A 22,190-nucleotide genomic window follows, 5' to 3' on the forward strand; every position below is an offset into this window, starting at 1 on the left:
GCTACACCGGAACCGGCACCGAGACCAGCAACGACGAGAGCACGCCCTCGGTGCTCACCCCGTCCAGCTCGGCCTCCGGCCGCAGTTGCAGCCGGTGCCGCAGCACGGCCACGGCCACGGTCTTCACATCGTCGGGCGTCACGTAGGCGCGCCCGTTGAGCCAGGCGAAGGCGCGCGCGGCCGCCAGCAGCGCGGTCGCGCCGCGGGTCGACGCGCCGTGCGCGACGGCGGGCGAGCTGCGCGTGGCGCGGCACAGGTCGACGATGTAGGCCAGCACCTCGGGACTCACCGTCACCTGGGCGATCGCGGCGCGGGCCGCGGCGATGTGCTCGGGCCCGGCCACCGGACGCAACCCGGCGGCGCCGAGATCGCGCGGATCGAAACCGTTCGCGTGCCGCTGCAGGATGCGGAACTCGTCGTCGCGGTCGGGCAGCCGGATGTCGACCTTGAACAGGAACCGGTCGAGCTGGGCCTCGGGCAGCGGATAGGTGCCCTCCTGCTCGATCGGGTTCTGGGTGGCGACGACGACGAACGGATCGGGCAGCGGCTTGGGCTGACCGTCCACCGATACCTGCCGCTCCTCCATCGACTCCAACAGCGAGGACTGCGTCTTCGGCGGGGTGCGGTTGATCTCGTCGGCCAGCAGCAGGTTGGTGAACACCGGGCCGTGGCGGAAGGTGAACTCGGCCGAATGCGGGTCGTAGATCTGCGAGCCGGTGACATCGCCGGGCATCAGATCGGGCGTGAACTGCACCCGGGCATGGTCGAGCGCCAGCGAGGTGGCCAGCGCGCGGACCAGCAGCGTCTTCGCCACACCCGGCACGCCTTCGAGCAGCACGTGGCCGCGGCACAGCAGCGCGAGCACCAGGTACAGCACGGCCTGGTCGTTCCCGACCACGGCCTTGCCGATCTCGGTGCGCAGGGCAGCCAGCGCCGCACCGGCCTCCGCGGCGCTCGGCGTTTTCTGCAGGACGGTGTTGTCGGTCATCAGAGCTCCGTCTCGATCCATTCGAGGTGTGCGGCAACGTAATACAGGGTCGTCTCGTCCGGCACCGGGCCGAACAAGACCGTGCCGATCTGCTGGGCGGGCACGCCGAGGCGGGTGGCGGCCGTCTCGACGAGCTGGTCGTCGGTGAGGTCGCGCGCGCCAAGGCGCGGGCGGATCCGGCGCAGGGTCGCCGTGCGCAGGGTCTGCGCGACGTGGGCGACGTCGCCGGAGCGACGGTACAGACCCGCCTGGCCCGCGAGCAGTTCGTTCGCGGCGACTTCGACCGGTCGCGGTTCGCCGACCAGCGCGCCGCGTCTGCGCCCGCGCCACCACATCAGTGCGACGAAGGCGATCAGGAACTGCAGGCCGCCGAAGGCCAGCCAGCCGGGGAGGCGGGTGAAGATCGAGTCCTTGCCCTCGCCGAAATCGGGGTCGAAGTCGTCCTCGGGCCGGTCAGGCGGTGCCGGCGGGTCGGGCGCGTCGGGTGCGTTGGGCGCACCGCACGACTGCAAGGTGGCATACAGCAGCAGGGCCAGTGCCAGTCCGGCGGCCAGCGCTGCCCAGAACCGGGGATTGCGGAGCAGCCCCGGCAGCGGCGGAAGTTGCCTGCGGCGCTTGGATTCCCGTTCGACGATCTCGAGTTCGACCGGCTCGTCGACCGGTGGGGGAGCCGACTGCGAGTACCGGTCGGCGTATTCGAGCCTGCGGTATTCGTCCTCGGTCGCGGCGCGGCCGCCGTAGACGACCTCGTCGAAACTGCGTGCCGCCGGGTGCAATTCGGTGGACTGCTCCAGCGGTAGCGCGGTCGTCGCGTCGTCGGCGGTCTCCTGCGCGGTGCGTGATCGGCGGACCGGGAGAGTGCCGCCCTGTTCGAGGGCGCGCAGGACGGCACGGAAGCGTTCCCGCAGTGCGCGGTCGTAGTCGCGGCGACCCGCCGCGTTCTCGGCGGCGGCGCGGTGGTCGGCGGCCGCACCGAGACGCGGTTGCGGTGGTGCGCCGCCGGGGCCGGGTTGCGGTGGTGCGGCCCCGGGGATGTCCGGGAAGTTGTTGTCGCTCATCGGGTACCACCGGGGATCCGGATGTCCATGCCTTCGCGGGTGCACCGGCGGTCGATGTAGCAGAGGACCCGGCTGGTCGCCTCGATGATCTCGCCGACCGTCACCACCAACAGCAGCCCGCCGACCAGCAGCGTGATGAAGGCCCAGCGGTGCGTGCCGGAGAAGTCGGACAGGAAGAAAGGAATGCCGAACGCGGGCACCGCGAGTACCGCGAAGATGAGCCGCTGGGTGAGCCACAGGCCGGCGACGGACCAGTCCGCGCCCTGCACCAGGTCCTTCGAGCGGGCAACGGCGAGACCTAAACCCGCCTGCTCGGCGAGGATCACCGGTTCGACGACGAACCGGCGCGCCCGCACGTACGACAGCCAGATCAACGCCAGGGGATAGGTGACGATCAGCAGACTGCCGACCAGCAGCACCCCGATTCCGGTGAGCGAGAAAATGACCTGCGCGAGAACCAGCGGCCCCGCCCGTCGCCCGGCAGCCCGCAACCCGCCGCCTACGCCGTACCGAACCCCGCCGAAGTCGGCGAGCGCGATGGCGACGGTCGTGCCACGCAGCACCAGCCGCAGCAGCCACACCCCGGCCGCGGTCGCCAGGACCGCGGCCCACGCGGTGCCGTCGTCGGAGCCGTCGGTCAGGTGCGAGACCAGTCCGGTGACACCGAGCACCCCGAGCACGGTCAGCACGAGCGCGCCACCACCGAGCGCCGCGAACGCCCGGATATGGGCCTGGATCAGGGCGAACGGCTCGTCGAGCAATTCGCGGAAACGCAGGGGCCGGATCGGTACCGTCGGCGGAGATGGCGGCGGTGGCGCAGGCGCTCGTGCCGGATCGATTCCCGCCCCGACGGCGCCGACCGCTTCGACGGCGGGACGCACGCGGCCGAGTCTAGCTCTGTTCTTGGAGCGCTGGCGCGCTCGAGTTCGCGGCCGCTGTGCGGCGGACCCTGCTCGAGGTCGGGTCGTGCGGGGGCTGGGAGTGTCGGCTGCGGGATCCAGGTTTCGCGCTGAGAGCCGGCGGGCCGAGTGTCAGTGGGTCTCGGATGCCTTCGAGTTCGAGGTGGCTGGGTTCAAGGTGGGCCCAGACAGCCGGGGTAGGGCCAATCGGGTTGGCTTCAATCTGCCGCGGAGGGTGACTGTCTCGCCGAGAGTCCAGTGCGCTGACTCGGTGTCGGCTGCGGCGGCCAGGGTTGTCGCGGAGCTGAGGAGGCGTTCTTCGTAGTTCTTCGACAGCTCGCACAGGCGGGCCGCCTCGTTGACCGCGTCGCCGATGACGGTGAACTCGTAGCGGTTGTGGGTGCCGACATTGCCCGCGACGACCCGGCCCGCGGCGACGCCGATGCCTGCGTTCAGGTCGGAGGCTTCGCGGAGTCTGCGCTGAATGGCGCGGCCGCAGGAGAGGGCCGAGCCTGCCAGGTCTTCCAGCGGAGCGGGGGTGCCGAATACGGCTAGAGCGGCGTCGCCTTCGAACTTGTTGAGCAGGCCGCCGTGGCGTTCCACCTCGTCGACGACGATGTCGAAGAACCGGTTGAGGATGCCGACGATCTCGGGGGCGGGCAGGGTGGCGGCCATCGTCGTCGAGCCGATGATGTCGATGAACAGGGCCGCGGCCTCGGTTTCGGTACCGCCGAGCACCGGCTGGGAGGCGATCGCCGCTATCGCGACATCGTGGCCGACGTGCTTGCCGAACAGGTCCTCGATCATGGCGCGCTCGCGCAGGCCGTGCACCATCCGGTTGAAGCCGCTCTGCAGGTCACCGAGCTCGGTGCCGTCGTAGAGGGTGACCTCGGTGTCGAGCTCGCCGTCCTCCACGCGGCGCAGCGCCTGGCGAACGCCCTTGATCGGGGCGACCGTCGCCGCGACCACCTGGGCCATCAACAGCATCCCGAACAGCAGAGCCGAGCCGCCGAGGCTGAGCATGCACACGGCCAGCCTGGCCTTGCTCACCGCGGGATCGGCCAGCGCCCACACCGCGACGGTCATCGACAGCGCCACCGGAACCCCGACCCCGACCAGCCACGACAGCATGGTCCGGCCGAACACGCCGATGCCGCGGCGGCGATTCGGGTCGGCCTGCAGCACGCGCGCGGTCACCGGCCGCAGAGCGAATTCCACGATCAGATAGCTGTTGGCGCACACCACGATTCCCGCGGCGCCGATGGACAGCACGACCTTGGGGATCAGCGCGGGATCGGCGACGCCGTAGGCGATCGTCAGCGTGACCAGCGCCAGCGTCCACAGCACCGCCTGTTGCAGCACCATCCAGCGCGGCGCCGACACCGCGACCCGCTGTTCGGGCGGCGTCGGTATGTGGTCGGGGTCGGTGGCCCAGCGCATGGTGCGCAGGCCGGCCACGGTTCCCCACACGGTGCCGATCGCCAGCGCCGCGACCGCGCACAGCGGAGTGAACACGGCGTTGATCAGCAGGAGTTGCCTGGTGAAGACGGTCGGGCCGGGCAGCACGAACCCGGCGAGCACCACGATCATCGTGATGCCGATCAAGTTGGCGACGAGCAACGGCAGGGTCAGCAGCAGCTGCACCCGGACGCGCCGGATGGACGACTTCTCCTCGACCGGTCCGAGCAGCGGCGAGCCCCACGGCGCGGAGCTCGCCGTGCCCTTCGGTCCGTCGCTGTGGATCACCATCGCACTGTAAACCGAGCATCGAGATGTGCCCCAATGTGTAGCCCAGGTCACCATTGCGGCCGTGCTGCTATATGACCAGTCAGTGATCCGTTTTCCGGCGCTGGACGTCGGTCTGGGCGCGCGGGCCGGCGCGGTGTCGGTTCGGAGTACAGATGTCCACTGAAATTGTTGTGCTCAGCGCTCGAGCAGCCGGTCGACGACGGCGCGATAGCGCGCGGGCTCGATCTGCGGCAGGCCGAGCAGTGCGCGCAGGTAGACCCCGTCGCCCACCAGGCGGATGGTGTCGGCGCGGACGGGGTCGTCCACCTCGGCGTCGAGGCCGTCCGACCAGGCCGTCATCACCCCGTCGAGGGCGAGCTGCACCTCGTCGGGTTCGCTGCCCGAGGCGTCGATGGTGCGCATGGTCGCCAGTAGGGAGCGGTACAGCGCGAGTTCGACGGCGTCGGCCTGCGTGGTGGGGTCCGGGGTTTGCAGGTACCACTCGGCGATCGAGGTCCCGCTCGCCCGCGTCTCGTCGAGCTGGGCGCGGGCGCGTTCACCGAGTCGATGGACCAGCCCGACGAGCAGGGCGTCCTTGCTCTTGAAGTGATAGAGCAGCCCGCCCTTGGACACGCCCGCGGCCGCGGCGACGTTGTCGAGGGTCATCTGGGCCGCGCCGCGTTCGAGCAGCAGGGTCTCCAGGGCGTCGAGGATGCGATCGCGGGTGCCAGGGCTCACGTCGATCACTGTACCGTCTGGACGGTTTTCCTGTTACTGTACCGGCTGGACGGTTTACCAAACCCCGAAAGTCGAGAGACCGATGAACACCCCCGTCACCACTCCGCCGCACGCCACCCCGCGCGAATGGGCAGGCCTTGGCGTACTCGCCCTTGCCCTGCTGCTGCTCGCCGTCGACGCGACCGTGCTCGACCTGGCCGTGCCCGCGATCAGCGCCGACCTCGCCCCGAGCACTCCCCAGCTGCTCTGGATCATCGACGTGTACTCGTTCGTGCTCGCCGGCCTGCTGGTCGTGATGGGCAACCTCGGCGACCGGATCGGCAGGCGCAGGCTCCTGCTGATCGGCGCCGTCGGCTTCGGCATCGCCTCGGCGCTGGCCGCCTGGGCGGTCTCGCCCGAGATGCTGATCGCGGCGCGCGTGTTGCAGGGCGTCGCCGGTGCCACGCTCATGCCCGCCACCCTGGGCCTGATCCGCTCGATGTTCCAGGACGCGCGACAGCGCACCCTGGCGATCGGTGTGTGGAGCGCGATGGCCGGTGGTGGCGCCGCGGCCGGTCCGCTGGTCGGCGGCTGGCTGCTCGAGCACTTCTGGTGGGGCTCGGTGTTCCTGGTGAACCTGCCGGTCATGCTGGTGCTGCTGGCGCTCGCGCCGCTGCTCATCCCCGAATCGCGTGACCCCAACCCCGGCCGGTTCGACGCGCTCAGCGCACTGCTGTCGATGCTCGCGCTGGTCCCGGTGGTCTACGCGGTGAAGGAGACCGCGGCACACGGCCCGACGACCGGCGCGCTGCTGGTCGGCCTGGCCGGTGTGCTCGCCGCCGTGCTGTTCGTGCGCAGGCAGCGTCGCCTGACCGATCCGATGCTCGACCTGCGGCTGTTCGCGCTGCCGAGGTTCCGCGTCGCGGTGTTCACCAACCTGCTCGCGGTGTTCGCGCTGGCGGGCGTGCTGTTCTTCGGCTCGCAGTATCTGCAGCTGGTGCTCGGCCGCTCGCCGCTCGAGGCGGGTCTGCTGATGCTGCCCGGCCTCGCGGCCAGCGTGTTCGGCTCGCTCGCGGCGGCCTGGCTCGTCCGGCGCTGGCGCGCGGCGGTCGTGCTGGCCGGTGCGCTGGTCGTCACGGCGGTCGGCGCGGCGGCCTTCCTCGCGGTCGACGCGACCACCGGCGCCGAGGCCTTCGTCCTCGGTTTCGTCGGCATCGGCCTCGGCGCGGGCGTGGCCATGACCGTGGCCGCCGACCTGGTCGTCGGCTCGGCACCCGAGGAACGCGCCGGTGCGGCGGCCGCCATTTCGGAGACCGCCTACGAAACCGGCCTCGCCCTCGGCGTCGCCCTGCTCGGCAGCACCGTGATGGCGATCTTCCGGCGCGGCTTGGACCTGTCGCTGCTGCCGGACGACGCGGTGGCGACCGCATCGGGCTCGCTCAGCGGCGCGATCGAGGTCGCGAGCGAGCTACCGACCGCGGTGGCCGAGGAGTTCCTGTCCTCGGCGAACCAGGCATTCGTCAGCGGCATCCACCTGACGGTGCTCGGCATCGTCGCGGTGCTGTTGTTCGCGGCGTTCAGCGCGGTGCGCACCAAGCTGTGTTGATTGGAGCGCTGGCGCGCTCGAGTTCGCGGCCCCTGGTGTCCCGCCGGTCAGGCACCGTTGCTTGCTCCTTCGTCGCCTACGCAACGGTGCCTGACCGGCGGGACGGCCGCGAACCGGCCGCTGCGCGGCCGTCCCCTCCTCGAGGTCGGGGAGTACGGGGCTGGGTTTCGGCGGACGAGAACGGCACGTTCGGGTCCCGCCGCCCGGTGATCAGCGGGCGGGGGGCAGCTGACGCTGGTTTCCGCCGGGCAGTTCGTTGGCGTTGCCACCGGCGAGCTCGCCGTAGCCGTCCGCCTCGGGCAGGCCGTTGCCCTGGCCCGCGGGCAGCGCGGTGTAGTTCGGCGCGGCCTGGTACTGGCGCGGGTCCGGGTGGTAGCGGGTCGACGGTGCGTCGACGACGGTCGAGGCGATCTGCTGTGCGTACGGGTACTGCGGCTGCGGGTACTGCGGCGCCTGCTGCTGGTAGCCGCCCGCGGGCAGGTAGCCCTGCACCGGCTGACCGCCCTGCAGCTGGTAGCCCGCGGGCACCATCTGCTGCTGCTGTGCCTGCGAATCCTGGGTGTCGACGGTGACCTTGCGGGTGCGGCGCAAGGTGAAGGTGACCTCCTCGACCTCCTCGAAGGCCTGGCGCGCGGTGCGCAGCGGGTGGGTCGCCGAGTCGATCGCGTTGGCGACGAAGGAGGGCACCAGCGGGCGGATCCAGCGGGCGGCGGTGTCGGTGAACGGCACCGTGCCGATGATCGGCAGCTCGAGGCCACCGCCACCGGTCGGGGCCTGCGCGGGCGCTGCGGGCGCGCTCACCGGCTGCTGCACGGGCACCAGGGCGCCTGCCTGCGGCGCGGCGGCGGGCAGCGCGTTCGGGAGGTACCCGGCGGGCAGCTGCGGTGTCACGTTCGGCTCCAGAGCCACGGAGTCGTCCTTTCGATGCGGCTCGGTGAACCCGAGCTCGAAACCGCCGATCGCGGCGATGATCCTGGTGCGCTGACGTTCTCGATCGATGACGGTATCGGCTTCGATCGCCAGCCGTGCTGCGGTGAGTTCGTGGTCGGCGCGCAGGGCGGCCGCCTCGGCGCGGACCTCGGCCCGCTTGACCGCGATGGCGGCGTCGGCCTCGCGCTGGGCGCGGTCGGCGATCTCCGCGGCGTCGACCGTGCGGTCGAGCGAGGTCTCGCCGCGCCACCAGCGCAGCAGCAGCGGCAGCAGGGCAAGCAGGACACCGGCGAGCAGGATGAGCACCCGCAGCGCGGCGGCGCCCGCGTGGGCGGCGGTGTAGCCGTTCATGGCCAGCCAGCGGGCGCCGAGCCCACGGTCGGCCTCGGCGATCGCGGTCGCGCGGGCCGCGGCGAGTTCGGCGGTCTCGGTGCGAACCTGCTGGTCGAGCTGCTCGGTGCGGGCCTGGGCGGCGGCGAGCTGCTTGCGCGCGTCGTCGAGCATGTCGTTGGCGGTCTGGGTCTCCGGCCCGCGGCCGGGCACGCCGGTGATCCGCGTCTGCGGGCACTCCGGCGTCGGGTTGTATTCGCAGCGGGCGATGACCAGCGCGCGGTCGATATCGGCCTGCGCCTTGGCGATCGACACGTCGAGGGCGGCCCGGTCGGCGGCCGCCCGGTCGAATTCGGTGCGCGCGGCGACGACACCCGGCGCGTTCTCGGCGCTCGCCTGCGCCCGCACATCGAGTTCCCGCTCGACGGTGCCGCCGAGCAGCACGGTCGAGGCCAGCTCGGCGACGAGGACGCCCGCCAGCACACCGACGCCGATCCTGGCCGCGAGGCCGACCCGATCGGCGCTCGCGCCGGGCCGGGTGGTGGCCAGCGCGCGACCGAGCGCACCGGCGGCTACCCCGGCGACGAGCGCGAGCGCGACGACGGCGAAAGCACCGATTCCCGCGGCGGCGGCGAGGGCGGCGGCGGTGACGATCCCGGCGATCGCGGCGAACAGCGCGACGGCGGCGCCGGTGACGACATAGCCGCCCTGTTCATGGTTGAAGGCCAGGTCGGCGCCCGTTTCGGGGTCCTGGCGCCGAGGCGAGGCGAGGCCTCCGCCGAGCCAGGTGAGTATGCGGGTCATCTGTTCTCCCCGGTTCTTGCGCTCCACTGGGCATGGCGTAACTGTCATGGATTCGTTGTGCCAGCGTGACAGGCGCGGAGCCGACACACCGAGCTTCGCGGCCTCTCGTGTGGTCAGCCTCACAGTCGAGCGAACCCGGCATCGGCGCGACGCGGCCGGGTGGGCGGGCACTGCCACCCACCTCGGCGTGTCGTCCCCGGCGATCCGTACCTACTGGTCGGTGGAGGCCATTTTGTGGCGAACGACACTGTTCCACAATTTGCCGGAAATGTGCTGTGCCGCACAATCGGCCTACAGACCGTACGGTTGGATCGCTACCAAGGCACGTCGGAGCCGCTGTCGGGAATATCTCACCGTTCCCACCCCGGTTAGCGGAGCAAGCAGGTTTGACCTGCGCATTGTCTGGGAATTCTGCTGCGGTGCAGGTGAGTTCAGCTTTCGGCGCCATGCCGGCGGCTGATTCCAGCTTGCTCGTTCACAGTGTTCGCGCAGGTCGGCGCGGGTTGTTCGGGATCGATCCCGTGCCAGCTCTGCTTTACACTGGACGACGCGCGCGACGAAGCATGCCGCCGTTACAAACCCCAGCTAGACAGGTTTCTTAGCCCGACCTTAGTTGGTTGGGTCTGCGGTCTGACTTATCGTTTGCTCTTACGCCGGACGCACCCCTGTTCGGCACAACCACCTGTTTCGGGGTCCGGTGAAACCGGACCAAGAGTAGCGGGTGAAACCCCGCGCGGAGGTATGGGATGCGTAAGCGTTCCGTTACCTCTGAGCACCCACTACGTCAACGAAGCGGGTGGACAACTGGAGACGTGACTGCACGCCGCAAACCATCACCGCCGCTGGTTTCGGATCGTACGGACGCAGTCTTGACGGAGGCGAAACGACGAAGGGCCCAACTCAGCTCGCTGAGCGGCCGATCTCATCGACAGCCGACTTTCTTGAAGGCAGAGGCATGACGCAACTTCCTGGCCACAGGTCACCCGGTGCCACCGGGCTCTACGATCCGGCATTCGAGCACGACGCCTGCGGCGTCGCATTCGTCGCCGACATGCACGGACGACGCAGTCGAGACATCGTCGACAAGGCCATCACGGCCCTCCTGAACCTGGAGCACCGCGGTGCCGCGGGCGCCGAGCCGAACTCCGGCGACGGTGCTGGCATCCTGATCCAGCTTCCGGACAAGTTCTTCCGCGCCGTCGTGGACTTCGAGTTGCCGCCGGTCGGCTCCTACGCCACCGGTATCGCCTTCCTGCCGCAGGCCCGTCGCGAGGCCGCACGCGCTGCCTACGGCGTGGACAAGATCGTCAGCGAAGAGGGCCTGGCCGTGCTCGGCTGGCGCGAGGTGCCGATCGACGAGTCCTCGCTCGGTGCGCTGGCCCGTGACGCCATGCCGACCTTCCGGCAGATCTTCATCGGCTCGCCCAAGAACTCCGCCGAGCAGTTGTCCGGCATGGAGCTGGAGCGTCGCGCCTACGTCATCCGCAAGCGGATCGAGCACGAGCTCGGCAAGGCAGGCCCCGGCGAGGGCACCGTCGGCAAGGAATCGGTGTACTTCCCGAGCCTGTCCGGCGAGACCTTCATCTACAAGGGCATGTTCACCACGCCGCAGCTGCGCGCGTTCTACCTGGACCTGCAGGACGAGCGCGTCGAGTCGGCCATCGGCATCGTGCACTCGCGCTTCTCCACCAACACCTTCCCCTCGTGGCCGCTGGCGCACCCGTTCCGCCGGGTCGCCCACAACGGTGAGATCAACACCGTCACCGGTAACGAGAACTGGATGCGCGCGCGTGAGGCGCTGCTGCGTTCGGACGTGTTCGGCAAGGACGAGGCGGGCAAGAACCGACTACAGAAGATCTTCCCCGTCTGTACGCCGGGTGCGAGTGACACCGCGCGCTTCGACGAGGTGCTGGAACTGCTGCACCTCGGCGGCCGCGACTTGCACCACGCGATCCTGATGATGATTCCCGAGGCCTGGGAACGCAACGAGAACATGGACCCGCAGCTGCGGGCGTTCTACGAGTACCACTCGATGCTGATGGAGCCGTGGGACGGCCCCGCCGCCGTCTGCTTCACCGACGGCACCAAGATCGGCGCCGTGCTCGACCGCAACGGCCTGCGCCCCGGTCGCATCTGGGTGACCGAGGACGGCCTTGTCGTGCTCGCCTCCGAGGTCGGCGTCCTCGACATCGACCCGTCCACCGTTGTCCAGAAGATCCGCCTGCAGCCGGGCAAGATGTTCCTGGTCGACACCGAGGCCGGCCGCATCGTCACCGATGCCGAGATCAAGTCCGAGCTGGCCGCGGCGCAGCCGTACCAGGAGTGGCTCGACGCCGGCGTCAGCCGCCTGGCCGACCTGCCCGACCGCCCGCACGTGCACATGTCGCACGACCGCGTGCTGATCCGTCAGCAGATCTTCGGGTACACCACCGAGGACCTGAACCTGCTGATCACGCCGATGGCCAAGACCGGCGGCGAGGCACTGGGCTCGATGGGTACCGACACCCCGATCGCGGTGCTGTCGAACCGGTCGCGCCTGCTGTTCGACTACTTCTCCCAGCTGTTCGCGCAGGTCACCAACCCGCCGCTGGACGCCATCCGCGAGAAGGTCGTCACCAGCCTCAAGCGCAACATCGGCCCCGAGGCCGACCTGCTGCACCCCGGCCCCGAGTCGTGCAAGCAGATCGCGCTCGAGCAGCCGATCCTCGACAACGACGAGCTGGCCAAGCTCGTCCACATCAACGACGACGGCAGCCACCCCGAGCTGCGCTCGGTGGTCGTGCGCGGTCTGTACCCGGTCGCCGAGGGCGGCGAGGGCATCCGCAAGGCGCTCGAGGCCATCAACACCCAGGTGTCGGCGGCCATCGACGGCGGCGCGCGCATCATCGTGCTGTCCGACCGCGAGTCCAACGAGAAGCTGGCGCCGATCCCGTCGCTGCTGCTCACCTCCTCGGTACACCACCACCTGGTGCGCGAGCGCACCCGCACCATGGTCGGCCTGGTCGTCGAGGCCGGTGACGCCCGCGAGGTGCACCACATGGCGATGCTGGTCGGCTTCGGCGCGGCCGCGATCAACCCGTACATGGCCTTCGAGTCGATCGAGGACATGCTCGAGCGCGGTTCGCTGCAGATCCCCGGTTCCACCGGTGACCTGGCCGCCGACTTCCGCAAGGCCGTCGCGAACTACTGCACCGCGGCCAGCAACGGCGTGCTCAAGGTGATGTCGAAGATGGGCATCTCCACCCTCGCCTCCTACAACGGCGCCCAGCTGTACCAGGTCATCGGCCTGGCGCAGGACCTGGTCGACGAGTACTTCACCGGCCTGCGTTCGCACCTGGACGGCATCGGTCTCGACGAGATCGCCGCCGAGGTCGCCACCCGCCACCGCGTCGCGTTCCTGGAGAACCGCAACGAGCGCGCGCACCGCGAGCTCGAGGTCGGCGGCGAGTACCAGTGGCGTCGTGAGGGCGAGTACCACCTGTTCAACCCGGACACGGTGTTCAAGCTGCAGCACGCGACCCGCACCGGTCAGTACTCGATCTTCAAGGAGTACACCAAGCTGGTCGACGACCAGTCCGAGCGGCTGGCCGCGCTGCGTGGCCTGTTCAAGTTCAAGACCGGTCAGCGCGCCCCGATCTCCATCGACGAGGTCGAGCCGGCGAGCGAGATCGTCAAGCGCTTCTCCACCGGCGCGATGAGCTACGGCTCCATCTCGGCCGAGGCGCACGAGACCCTCGCGATCGCGATGAACCGTCTCGGCGCCCGCTCGAACTCCGGTGAGGGCGGCGAGAGCCCGGCCCGCTTCGAGGTCGAGGAGAACGGCGACTGGCGTCGTTCGGCGATCAAGCAGGTCGCCTCGGGTCGCTTCGGTGTCACCGCGCACTACCTGACCAACGCCACCGACATCCAGATCAAGATGGCCCAGGGCGCCAAGCCGGGCGAGGGCGGCCAGCTGCCCGCGCACAAGGTGTACCCGTGGGTCGCCGAGGTGCGGCACTCGACGCCGGGCGTCGGCCTGATCTCGCCGCCGCCGCACCACGACATCTACTCGATCGAGGACCTGGCGCAGCTGATCCACGATCTGAAGAACGCGAACCCGCAGGCGCGGATTCACGTGAAACTTGTCGCGGAGCCGGGTGTCGGCACCGTCGCCACCGGTGTGTCCAAGGCGCACGCCGACGTCGTGCTCATCTCGGGCCACGACGGCGGCACCGGCGCCTCGCCGCTGACCTCGCTCAAGCACGCGGGTGGCCCCTGGGAGCTCGGCCTGGCCGAGACCCAGCAGACCCTGCTGCTCAACGGCCTGCGCGACCGCATCGTGGTCCAGGTCGACGGTCAGATGAAGACCGGCCGCGACGTCATGATCGCCGCGCTGCTCGGCGCCGAGGAGTTCGGTTTCGCGACCGCTCCGCTGGTCGTCTCGGGCTGCATCATGATGCGCGTGTGCCACCTCGACACCTGCCCGGTGGGTATCGCCACCCAGAACCCGGTGCTGCGTGAGCGTTTCACCGGCAAGCCGGAGTTCGTCGAGAACTTCATGCTGTTCGTCGCCGAGGAGGTGCGCGAGCTGCTCGCCGAGCTGGGCTTCCGCACGCTCGACGAGGCCGTCGGCCGGGTCGACCTGCTCGACACCAGCAAGGCCAAGCAGCACTTCAAGGCCGCCAAGCTGGACCTGTCGCCGATCCTGGACATGCCGGAGACGGCGTTCATGAACCAGGACACCCGCTGCACCGGCACCCAGGACCACGGTCTGGACAAGGCGCTCGACAACGAGCTGATCGCGCAGAGCGCCGACGCGCTCGAGCGTGGCCAGGCGGTCAAGATCGAAACCAAGATCACCAACGTGAACCGCACGGTCGGCACCATGCTCGGCCACGAGGTGACCAAGCTCTACGGTGGCGCGGGCCTGCCCGACAACACCATCGACATCACCTTCAACGGTTCGGCGGGCAACAGCTTCGGCGCGTTCGTCCCGGCCGGTATCACGCTGCGCGTGCAGGGTGACGCCAACGACTATGTCGGCAAGGGTCTCTCGGGTGGCCACATCGTGGTCCGCCCCGCGCTCAACGCGCCGGAGAGCTTCGTCGCCGAGGACAACATCATCGCGGGCAACGTGATCATGTTCGGCGCCACCAGCGGCCGGATCCTGATCAACGGTGTCGCAGGCGAGAGGTTCGCCGTGCGCAACTCCGGCGCCACCGCGGTCGTCGAGGGCGTGGGCGACCACGCGCTCGAGTACATGACCGGTGGCCGGGTGGTCATCCTCGGTGGCACCGGCCGCAACCTCGGCGCCGGTATGTCCGGTGGTGTCGCCTTCGTCTACGACCCGGAAGGGACGCTGCCCAGCCGCGTCAGCCCGGATCAGGCCGAGGCGATCGAGCAGCTCTCCGGTGATGACTTCACCTGGCTGCGCGACATCATCACCGTGCACCGCGACGAAACGGGTTCGGCTGTCGCCGAACGCATCCTGAGCGATTGGTCCCAGCAGGTGAACCACTTCGTGAAGGTCATGCCCCGCGAATACAAGAAGGTTTTGCTCGCCATCTCCGAAGCTGAGAAGAGCGGCAAGGACGTGGACGAAGCGATCATGGAGGCGGCTCGTGGCTGACCCACAAGGTTTTTTGAAGCACACCTCGCGGGAACTCCCGACCCGTCGTCCGGTCGAGCTGCGACTGCTCGACTGGAAAGAGGTCTACGAGGACAAGTTCTCGCACGACACCCTGCAGAAGCAGGCCAGCCGCTGCATGGACTGCGGTATCCCCTTCTGTCACAACGGCTGTCCGCTGGGGAACCTGATTCCCGAGTGGAACGACCTGGTGTACAAGGGTGCGTGGCGCGAGGGCATCGACCGTCTGCACGCCACCAACAACTTCCCGGAGTTCACCGGCCGCCTGTGCCCGGCTCCGTGTGAGGCGTCGTGCGTGCTCGGCATCAACCAGCAGCCGGTCACCATCAAGCAGGTCGAGGTCGAGCTCATCGAGAACGCCTTCGACGAGGGCTGGGTCACCCCGGTGTATCCGACCCGCCTGACCGGCAAGAAGGTCGCCGTCGTCGGCTCGGGCCCGGCCGGTCTGGCCGCCGCCCAGCAGCTCACCCGCGCCGGTCACACCGTGACCGTGTTCGAGCGTGACGACCGCATCGGCGGCCTGATGCGCTACGGCATCCCGGAATTCAAGATGGAGAAGTCGGTCATCGACCGTCGTCTCGCCCAGATGGAAGCCGAAGGCACCATCTTCAAGGCGGGCGTCAACGTCGGTGTCGACATCACCGCCGAGCAGCTGCGTGAGCGTTTCGACGCGATCGTGCTCGCCGGTGGCGCCACCATCGCGCGTGACCTGCCGATCCCGGGCCGCGAGCTCGACGGCATCCACCAGGCGATGGAGTTCCTGCCGCTGGCCAACCGCGTCCAGCTCGGCGACGACATCACCGACGAGAACGGCCTGCCGCCCATCCACGCGAAGGGCAAGAAGGTCGTCATCATCGGTGGTGGCGACACCGGCGCCGACTGCCTGGGCACCTCGCACCGTCACGGTGCCGAGAGCGTCCACCAGTTCGAGATCATGCCCCGTCCGCCGGAGGAGCGCGCTGGCTCCACCCCGTGGCCGACCTACCCCCTCATGTACCGGGTCTCCTCGGCGCACGAGGAGGGCGGCGAGCGCGTGTTCTCCGTGAACACCGAGCGTTTCGTCGGCAAGGACGGCAAGGTCACCGGTCTCGAGGCCCACGAGGTCAAGATGTCCAACGGCCGTTTCGAGAAGGTCGAAGGCACCGACTTCACCCTCGAAGCCGACCTGGTCCTGCTGGCCATGGGCTTCGTCGGACCGCAGAAGCCGGGTCTGCTGACCGACCTCGGCGTCGGTTACGACGGCCGCGGCAACGTCCAGCGCGACAAGAACTGGGCGACCAACATCCCCGGCGTCTTCGTCGCCGGCGACATGGGCCGTGGCCAGTCGCTGATCGTGTGGGCCATCGCCGAAGGCCGTGCCGCGGCCTCGGCGGTCGACAAGTTCCTGGAAGGCGAGACCGCGCTGCCCGCGCCGATCCCGCCGACCGCTGTCGCCCAGCGCTGACACGCGAATACCCAAGGCGCCCGTGGACTTCGGTCCACGGGCGTTTTTCGTGTTCCCAGGGGGTTGCCGAGTAGGGGGCTGAACGTGCTACGCGCCAAAGATTTTCGGTGTCGAAGCAAACGACGTGGCTGATCTCCGGTGCAGCACATAGACTTTCCGTTATCGATGTGTAACCGGTGATGATCCGAGGGGGAGCTGTGCCGTTACCGCCGGGAACGATGGCGAGCCTGCATCGCGCCGCGGAGCGCGGTGACGGTACCGCCATGCACAATCTCGCCAACATCTACTACGACCACAGCGATTTCGATGCCGCCGAGCACTGGTTCCGCCGGGCGGCCGCCGCCGGACACACCCGGGCGATGAACAACCTCGCGGTCCTGCTGGACAAGCTCGGCGAGGTCGACGAGGCCGAATCCTGGTACCGCCGGGCGGCGGCCGGTGGCAACGCCAACGCCATGTACAACCTGGCGACCCTGCTCTACCAGTGCGGCGAGCGCCGCGAAGCCGAAACCTGGTACCATCACGCAGCTTTCGCGGGCAACGTCGACGCGATGTACAACCTCGCGCGCCTCTTCGAGGACCAGAACCGCCTCGACGACGCCGAAGCCTGGTATCGCGACGCCGCCGACAACGGCGACATCGACGCCATCAACAACCTCGGCATGCTCCTGCGCCGCCGCGGCGCGCTCACCGAAGCCCGCCGCTGCTTCCGCCGCGCCGCCGACCACGGCCACCCCCGAGCCATGGCCAACCTCGCCGCCCTCCTCGAATCCCAAGGCGCCCACCGCGAGGCCGAATCCTGGTACCGCCGCGCCGCGGGCTGAGCGACGCGCCGGGGCGAATATCCGAGCGGACCGAGTTCAGGTTCGCGGATCGTTCGCGTCCCGTTCGTTATGTTCGCGAGATGGTCGCCGGGTCATAAAAGGCGGTTGAGCACGGGGTTTCTCGGGTCGGCAGCGAATCGGGTTCAAGTTACCCAAAAGTATTGATACCGAGCGGTTTTCCAGCAACCCCCAGCAAACATTATGGGGCGCAGCAATTTTCCGGCGTTCGAGGTGCGGGGATTTGCGGGTGGGTATAACGTCTCGTTTCGATAAACTCTCTCGATGACAGGCCGGGGCGTGTGAATTCTCTCGACGGCTGCCTGAAACGCATCATGGATATTCCCGGTGCGTGCAGCGTGACACTGGTGGATGGGGCCAGCGGGTTGGCGATTGCCGCCGCTGGAGTGCACGACATCGTCGACGAACACGAGGATGCCGCTGGCACGACGGATGTCGTGCGGGCGGCGCTGAGCTGTTCGGCGCTGACCACCGGGCGCTCCGACGACGACATCACCGAGATCGTCGTCTGCCGCACCGGTGGATTCCACCTGTTGCACCTGGTCGACGGTGATTTCGAGGGCAGGCTGTTCGTGCACGTCGTCTTCGACGGTGACACCGGCAATCTCGGGATGGCGCGGTATCAGCTGCGGGCCGCGCTCGCGGAACTGACGGGCGGGCAGCGATGAGCTTGGCACTGGCCGAGGAACTGCACAGGCTCGAGGAGCAGGGATCGACCGGGGTTCTGCGGGCCGGGGACGGGGAATTCCATCTGGCCCGCGGCGCGATCGCCTCGGCGGGCTGCCGTCGCACCATCGGTCTGGACCGGCTCGTCGTCGAGGCCGGCGTGGCAACAGCCGAGGACTGGCGCAGGGCGGGCGCTGGCGATCCCGGCTGGTTGCTGAAGAAGCCGCGACTGGAAACCCTTGCGCTGCTGTCGGTTTTCGATGCCGCGTACTTCCTGCTCGCCTCGTCGGCCGAACCGGAATTCCGGCCGGCGCCCGAACATTGGCTCGCCCCGGTCTGTCGCATCGCACCCCGCGCACTGGTCCACGAATGTGCCCGACGCAGCGACCAGGGACCATGGCCCGCCGAGTTGGTCGCTGCGGTACCGGTGGTGCCGGCGCGCCGGGTGCGCCGCAATCGCGTGGTACTCACCGGCAGCCAGGCCGAGGTCCTCGCCGCCGCCGACGAACGCCGCAGCATCGCCGAGATCGCCCGCGACCTGGGCCGCACCACCTACGGCTGCCTCGTCGCGGTCCGCGACCTCACCACGGCGGGCCTGATCCAGGAACCCGACCTGCCCGCAGCGGATCTTCTCCAGACCCCGGACCTCGCCGCGGCCGAAGCGCCGCAGGCCCGGCCGGCCGGGCGTCACCTGGTCCTCGCACCGGACCCCGCCGACGACACCGCGCGACACCGGCGCCCGGCTCCGGCAACAGATGTGCCCGCGTTACCGAGGCGGATCCCGTCCGCGCTCGCCGCGGGGACTGTTCGTTCCTCGCACCCGCTGCAGGGAGCGAACGAAAGATCCGGTCGGCACGCGGTCGACGAGGAAGCGACCGCGGCCGCCCGGCGCCGCGGCAACCACCCCGGCACAGCACCCTACGAGCCCGAGCGCTGGCAGCAGGTGGACCGCGAACTACTCATCCGGCTCAGGGCGGCGTTGGAGGAGCTTGCGTGACCGTGCGGAAGAAGCTGCTCGGTGATTGGAGGGGAAGGTTGACGAAGGTGGCGATGCCCGTGCCCGACCGCAACACGGTGGTGCTGGCCGAACTGAAGTCGTTGCGGGAGCGGGTACCCCGCCTCACCGGCTCGGTGGTCGCGTCCAGCGACGGGCTGCTCATCGAACACGACCTGCCCCCGCATATCGAACCCGCGGGCATGGCGGCCATGGCGGCCGCGCAGTTGTCGCTGTCGTATCGGCTGGCGACCACCGCCCACGGCGGCGGGTTCAACGAGGTCGTCGTGCTCGGCACCGAGGGGCAGGTGGTCATCTACGCCGCCGGCTACACCTCGCTGACCGTGCTCGCGGGCCCGGAAGTGAATGTCGGCCGGCTCCATCTGGAGTCGCGGCCGGTAGCTCGCGCCATCGCCGAACATCTGGCGGCGGCGCAAACCTCTGAAGAATGAAAGGCACGAAATGTCGAATATGGATCTGGCACTGAAAGACATGATGGTGATCGACGGCGCGATCGGCGCCGCGGTCGTCGACTACAGCAGCGGTATGGCGCTCGGAATGCTCAGCAGCAGCAAGGCATTGGACCTGCAGATCGCCGCGGCGGGTAACACCGAGGTGGTCCGCGCGAAGATGCGCACCATCGAGCAGCTCGGCATCAACGAGGACATCGAGGACGTGCTCATCACCCTGGGCAGCCAGTATCACGTCATCCGGCCGATGACCGGGCGCAAGTCCAAGGGCCTGTTCCTCTACCTGGCGCTCGACCGGGCGCGGTCCAATCTGGCCCTGGCCCGCCACCGGCTCAAGGGCATCGAAGAAGACCTGGAGGTGTGAGTTCATCCAGCCGTGGATATGTCGGCGACTCGTGTGGCCGCCGACATCCCACCGCACCCGTCACGCCAGTTCGTCGGCGGTGACAGTGAGGACATTGAGCCGCACACCGTTGTCGATCGCCGCAGCGAGGTCGCCCTCGATGCGGGTGGCGTTCCATTCCAGCCCGGTCGCCGTCGTGGTGGCCACGTACTTGGGCATGGCTGATCCGGTCCTTGTGCTCGCCGATCTGATCGTTCCAGTACGGCGCGGTCCAGGCGGGATTCTCGATGATGCACGTCGGCCGAAATGAACTCCGCGACAACAATCTTGCCCGTGATTCCCTCTTCTCTCTCGTTCGTCGTCAATTGGTGCCGCGTCATGAGATTGTCGTCGGACTGTCGGAAATCAGACACGCTCGACGGGTCGTGTGGCACGAGCGCGGCCGTACGCCTATTGTGATTCGCGGCGAGGCCGGGTGAGTAGCGTCAGGTCGTTGCACGCGACGGCCCATCTGCCGAGTTCACCCATCTTGACAGCAACTTGACGGGGTTTGCTCTGCATCGAGCAATGTTGACTGGAGCGGTATGCAGTTGAAGAAAGTTGTCGCGGCGCTGGGTGCTGCCGCGGCGATGACCACTGGCATCATGGCAGGCAGCACGAGCGCCGCGGCGGCGCCGGGCTGCCCGAGTTTGTACGTCGTGGCGATCCCGGGCACCTGGGAAACCGGCCACGACAAGGCCCCTGGCCCCGGCATGCTCGCCGGTGTCACCAACGGCCTACCCCGCAACACCGACGTCGACTACGTCACCTACGCCGCCACCGCCTTCCCGTGGGAGGGCGATGTCTACGGCCAGTCCAAGAAGCAGGCCGTCGACGCGGCGCGTGGACTGATCACCGACAAGCTCGCCGCGTGCGGTGGCACCGATATCGCGCTGGTCGGCTACAGCCAGGGCGCCGACGCGGCGGGCGACCTCGCCGCCGAGATCGGCACCGGCGTCAGCAAGATCGCGCCGGGCAAGGTCAAGGCCGTCGGCCTGATCTCCGACCCGCGGCGCTCGCCCACCGACGTGCAGGTCGGCCCGATCGCCCAGGGCGCGGGTGCCGGCGGTGCCCGTCCCGGCGGCTTCGGCTGGATCAGCGACCGGGTGCGGACCATCTGCGCGGTCGACGACCTGTACTGCGCCACCGCCACCGACGACTTCGTCACCCGCTTCGCCGGCTTCCTCGCGCAGAGCTCGGACGCCAACCCGGCCAACCTGTGGCGCTACCAGATCGAGGCGGGCGCCATCATGAACGACCTGATGGCGCACGGTGGCGTGCCGACCCTGCAGGCGCAGCTCTCGGAAACGGCCAACCAGCAGCGGGCCAAGGACCTGGAGCGCTTCTACCGTTCGCAGGCGCACACGCTGTACGGCAGCTACTCGGTGGGCGGCGGCCAGACCGCCATCACCTGGATGCACAACTGGATCGCTCAGCAGGCCTGAGAATTCGCCGAAGGGCCGGGCGCGCGCGGATATCGCGCGCCCGGCCTTTCTGGCGTCGAGGCCGCCGCGACCCACTGAGCGGGTGAGGACATGGGTAACTCCCCAGCCACCTCACAGCCGCCACGCACTAACCGGCGGCCCGACGACCAACTATCGAGCTCCCGGGCGGCCCGCTGAAGGCGCGGAGAGGCGGGCTGGGAGCAGGTCCCAGACGTGGCCGTTTTCGTTGATAGTGGCCGCGGTGCGGGTGCCGGTGCGGGAATAGAGGATCCGCGTGACCGAGCAGTAGTCGATGGGGAAGGTCAGCGGGCGGCTGAGGCCGAGAATGTCGGCCAGCAGGACGTTGACGACGCCGCCGTGGGCGAAGGCGACGACAGTGTCGGTCGGTGCCGCCGCGGTGACCAGGGCATCGATCGCCGTCAGGACGCGGGCGGTGAAGGCGGGACCGTCGATCTGCTCGGGGAGATACCCGGCCTTGATCCGGTTGTAGGCGTCGGCGAAGTCGGTCTTGGCGTCTTCGATGGGGATGTAGGCGGGCAGGTCGCGGTCGTACTCGGCCAGATCGTCGATCACCTCGACGGGAAGCTCGCGCGCCGCCGCGGTGGGAGTCGCGGTGTCGCGGGCGCGCCGCTGGGGGCTGCTGACGATCCGGGCGATCTCGTGGCCTGCCAGAGCCGCGGGGACGCGCTCGGCCTGCTGCAGGCCGATGCCGGTGAGACCGGGGTCGGCCGCGGTGGTGGCCCCGACGACGCGTTCCGGCTGGGCATGACGCACGAGAATGAGCTGCACGCTCACACACTCTGCCGTATCGGCGCGGCAGGTGGAATGACGAGGTCGTTCGAGGACCCGCGGGGATACCTCGCCGCCGGGCGAGGATTCCCGCGAGCCCCTCGTCAGATCAGTGCTGGCCGTAGGGCGGCTGACCATACGGCGGCTGACCACCCTGCGGACCACCGTACGGCGGCTGGGCGGGCGGCTGGCCGCCGTCCTTCTTCTTGTTCTTGAGCAGGTAGATGCCACCGACGATGAGCACAACGATCAGCAGGCAGCAGATGCCGCCGATGATCAGGCCGGTGTTGCTCTTCTTCTTCTTTTTCGCCGCGAGGTCGAGAGCGGTGTTGACCGCGTCCGAACTCGCCAGGGTGTCGAAGCTGCTCGTGAGCATGTGCGGATCGACCAGAGCGGCCGTGGTCAGCAGGTCCAGATACATATAATCCCATCCCGATGTGTTGTCAGCCCGGCATCCTCCCGGTGCCGGAGC

18 protein-coding genes are annotated in these 22,190 nt (G+C 69.0%); 9 read left to right on the plus strand and 9 right to left on the minus strand.

The genetic code is table 11. The features are described from left to right. Nucleotide 1: 1 nt before the first annotated feature. From IEY60_RS22690 to IEY60_RS22710, 5 genes are all read right to left on the minus strand, one after another. Nucleotides 2-988: an AAA family ATPase gene (locus IEY60_RS22690; protein ID WP_189031837.1), complete on the minus strand. Its 987-nt coding sequence runs from the start codon at nt 986-988 to the stop codon at nt 2-4. Beyond that, nucleotides 988-2,046: a DUF4129 domain-containing protein gene (locus IEY60_RS22695; RefSeq protein WP_189031839.1), complete on the minus strand. Its 1,059-nt coding sequence runs from the start codon at nt 2,044-2,046 to the stop codon at nt 988-990. The genes IEY60_RS22690 and IEY60_RS22695 overlap by 1 nt, the downstream gene beginning before the upstream one ends. Then, nucleotides 2,043-2,927 carry a hypothetical protein gene (locus IEY60_RS22700; RefSeq protein ID WP_189031841.1) on the minus strand — a complete coding sequence of 295 codons (885 nt, stop codon included), beginning with the start codon at nt 2,925-2,927 and terminating at the stop codon, nt 2,043-2,045. Before IEY60_RS22700 ends, IEY60_RS22695 begins: the two co-directional genes overlap by 4 nt. 150 nt (nt 2,928-3,077) lie before the next feature. Further along, nucleotides 3,078-4,691 carry an adenylate/guanylate cyclase domain-containing protein gene (locus IEY60_RS22705; RefSeq protein ID WP_229740038.1) on the minus strand — a complete coding sequence of 538 codons (1,614 nt, stop codon included), beginning with the start codon at nt 4,689-4,691 and terminating at the stop codon, nt 3,078-3,080. A gap of 177 nt (nt 4,692-4,868) precedes the next feature. Continuing rightward, nucleotides 4,869-5,411, minus strand: a complete 543-nt coding sequence (locus tag IEY60_RS22710; RefSeq protein ID WP_189031846.1) for a TetR/AcrR family transcriptional regulator — start codon at nt 5,409-5,411, stop codon at nt 4,869-4,871. Between the two features lie 82 nt (nt 5,412-5,493). Here IEY60_RS22710 and IEY60_RS22715 point away from each other — a divergent pair, with 82 nt between their 5' ends. Continuing rightward, the gene (locus IEY60_RS22715) at nt 5,494-6,996 is read left to right on the plus strand and encodes an MFS transporter (protein ID WP_189031848.1); all 1,503 of its coding nucleotides are present in this window, start codon (nt 5,494-5,496) and stop codon (nt 6,994-6,996) included. 210 nt (nt 6,997-7,206) lie between these two features. On the opposite strand, the gene IEY60_RS22720 is transcribed toward IEY60_RS22715, so the two are convergent. Then, nucleotides 7,207-9,060 (minus strand): DUF4407 domain-containing protein, encoded by a 1,854-nt coding sequence (locus IEY60_RS22720; protein WP_189031850.1) that lies wholly within the window; start codon nt 9,058-9,060, stop codon nt 7,207-7,209. 955 nt (nt 9,061-10,015) lie between these two features. On the opposite strand from IEY60_RS22720, the gene gltB reads away from it, so the two are divergent. From gltB to IEY60_RS22755, 7 genes are all read left to right on the plus strand, one after another. After that, nucleotides 10,016-14,668 carry a glutamate synthase large subunit gene (gltB, locus tag IEY60_RS22725; RefSeq protein WP_189031867.1) on the plus strand — a complete coding sequence of 1,551 codons (4,653 nt, stop codon included), beginning with the start codon at nt 10,016-10,018 and terminating at the stop codon, nt 14,666-14,668. Then, nucleotides 14,661-16,130 carry a glutamate synthase subunit beta gene (locus IEY60_RS22730; protein WP_189031869.1) on the plus strand — a complete coding sequence of 490 codons (1,470 nt, stop codon included), beginning with the start codon at nt 14,661-14,663 and terminating at the stop codon, nt 16,128-16,130. Before gltB ends, IEY60_RS22730 begins: the two co-directional genes overlap by 8 nt. A 218-nt stretch (nt 16,131-16,348) precedes the next feature. Next, entirely contained in the window at nt 16,349-16,954 is a 606-nt protein-coding gene (locus IEY60_RS22735) for a tetratricopeptide repeat protein (protein WP_189031870.1), read from the plus strand. A gap of 365 nt (nt 16,955-17,319) precedes the next feature. Further along, nucleotides 17,320-17,640 (plus strand): hypothetical protein, encoded by a 321-nt coding sequence (locus IEY60_RS22740; protein WP_229740039.1) that lies wholly within the window; start codon nt 17,320-17,322, stop codon nt 17,638-17,640. Continuing rightward, nucleotides 17,637-18,635 (plus strand): hypothetical protein, encoded by a 999-nt coding sequence (locus IEY60_RS22745; RefSeq protein ID WP_189031874.1) that lies wholly within the window; start codon nt 17,637-17,639, stop codon nt 18,633-18,635. Before IEY60_RS22740 ends, IEY60_RS22745 begins: the two co-directional genes overlap by 4 nt. Beyond that, nucleotides 18,632-19,084, plus strand: a complete 453-nt coding sequence (locus tag IEY60_RS22750) for a roadblock/LC7 domain-containing protein (RefSeq protein WP_229740040.1) — start codon at nt 18,632-18,634, stop codon at nt 19,082-19,084. Before IEY60_RS22745 ends, IEY60_RS22750 begins: the two co-directional genes overlap by 4 nt. Nucleotides 19,085-19,094: 10 nt before the next feature. Next, nucleotides 19,095-19,466 (plus strand): hypothetical protein, encoded by a 372-nt coding sequence (locus IEY60_RS22755; protein ID WP_189031876.1) that lies wholly within the window; start codon nt 19,095-19,097, stop codon nt 19,464-19,466. 60 nt (nt 19,467-19,526) lie between these two features. Here IEY60_RS22755 and IEY60_RS22760 read toward each other — a convergent pair whose 3' ends face one another. Next, nucleotides 19,527-19,664 carry a hypothetical protein gene (locus IEY60_RS22760; protein WP_189031878.1) on the minus strand — a complete coding sequence of 46 codons (138 nt, stop codon included), beginning with the start codon at nt 19,662-19,664 and terminating at the stop codon, nt 19,527-19,529. Nucleotides 19,665-20,029: 365 nt separating this feature from the next. Here IEY60_RS22760 and IEY60_RS22765 point away from each other — a divergent pair, with 365 nt between their 5' ends. Next, on the plus strand, nt 20,030-20,929 hold the full coding sequence (locus IEY60_RS22765; protein ID WP_189031880.1) for a cutinase family protein: 900 nt from the start codon (nt 20,030-20,032) through the stop codon (nt 20,927-20,929). A gap of 150 nt (nt 20,930-21,079) precedes the next feature. Here IEY60_RS22765 and IEY60_RS22770 read toward each other — a convergent pair whose 3' ends face one another. Both IEY60_RS22770 and IEY60_RS35910 read right to left on the minus strand, forming a co-directional pair. Beyond that, nucleotides 21,080-21,718, minus strand: coding sequence for a histidine phosphatase family protein (locus IEY60_RS22770; protein WP_189032495.1), 639 nt, complete (start codon nt 21,716-21,718; stop codon nt 21,080-21,082). A gap of 109 nt (nt 21,719-21,827) precedes the next feature. Then, the gene (locus IEY60_RS35910) at nt 21,828-22,139 is read right to left on the minus strand and encodes a hypothetical protein (protein WP_229740041.1); all 312 of its coding nucleotides are present in this window, start codon (nt 22,137-22,139) and stop codon (nt 21,828-21,830) included. Between the last annotated feature and the right edge of the window lie 51 nt (nt 22,140-22,190).

It is taken from the genome of Nocardia rhizosphaerihabitans (genome assembly GCF_014646295.1).
In the GTDB taxonomy this organism is placed as follows: Bacteria; Actinomycetota; Actinomycetes; order Mycobacteriales; family Mycobacteriaceae; genus Nocardia; species Nocardia rhizosphaerihabitans.

Excerpts from the sequence above, each read along its gene's own strand:
- IEY60_RS22690 (WP_189031837.1), bottom strand. The coding sequence starts at position 988 with ATGACCGACAACACCGTCCTGCAGAAAACGCCGAGCGCCGCGGAGGCC.
- IEY60_RS22695 (WP_189031839.1), bottom strand. The coding sequence starts at position 2,046 with ATGAGCGACAACAACTTCCCGGACATCCCCGGGGCCGCACCACCGCAA.
- IEY60_RS22715 (WP_189031848.1), top strand. The coding sequence starts at position 5,494 with ATGAACACCCCCGTCACCACTCCGCCGCACGCCACCCCGCGCGAATGG.
- IEY60_RS22720 (WP_189031850.1), bottom strand. The coding sequence starts at position 9,060 with ATGACCCGCATACTCACCTGGCTCGGCGGAGGCCTCGCCTCGCCTCGG.
- gltB (WP_189031867.1), top strand. The coding sequence starts at position 10,016 with ATGACGCAACTTCCTGGCCACAGGTCACCCGGTGCCACCGGGCTCTAC.
- IEY60_RS22735 (WP_189031870.1), top strand. The coding sequence starts at position 16,349 with ATGGCGAGCCTGCATCGCGCCGCGGAGCGCGGTGACGGTACCGCCATG.
- IEY60_RS22745 (WP_189031874.1), top strand. The coding sequence starts at position 17,637 with ATGAGCTTGGCACTGGCCGAGGAACTGCACAGGCTCGAGGAGCAGGGA.
- IEY60_RS22755 (WP_189031876.1), top strand. The coding sequence starts at position 19,095 with ATGTCGAATATGGATCTGGCACTGAAAGACATGATGGTGATCGACGGC.
- IEY60_RS22760 (WP_189031878.1), bottom strand. The coding sequence starts at position 19,664 with ATGCCCAAGTACGTGGCCACCACGACGGCGACCGGGCTGGAATGGAAC.
- IEY60_RS22765 (WP_189031880.1), top strand. The coding sequence starts at position 20,030 with ATGCAGTTGAAGAAAGTTGTCGCGGCGCTGGGTGCTGCCGCGGCGATG.
- IEY60_RS35910 (WP_229740041.1), bottom strand. The coding sequence starts at position 22,139 with ATGTATCTGGACCTGCTGACCACGGCCGCTCTGGTCGATCCGCACATG.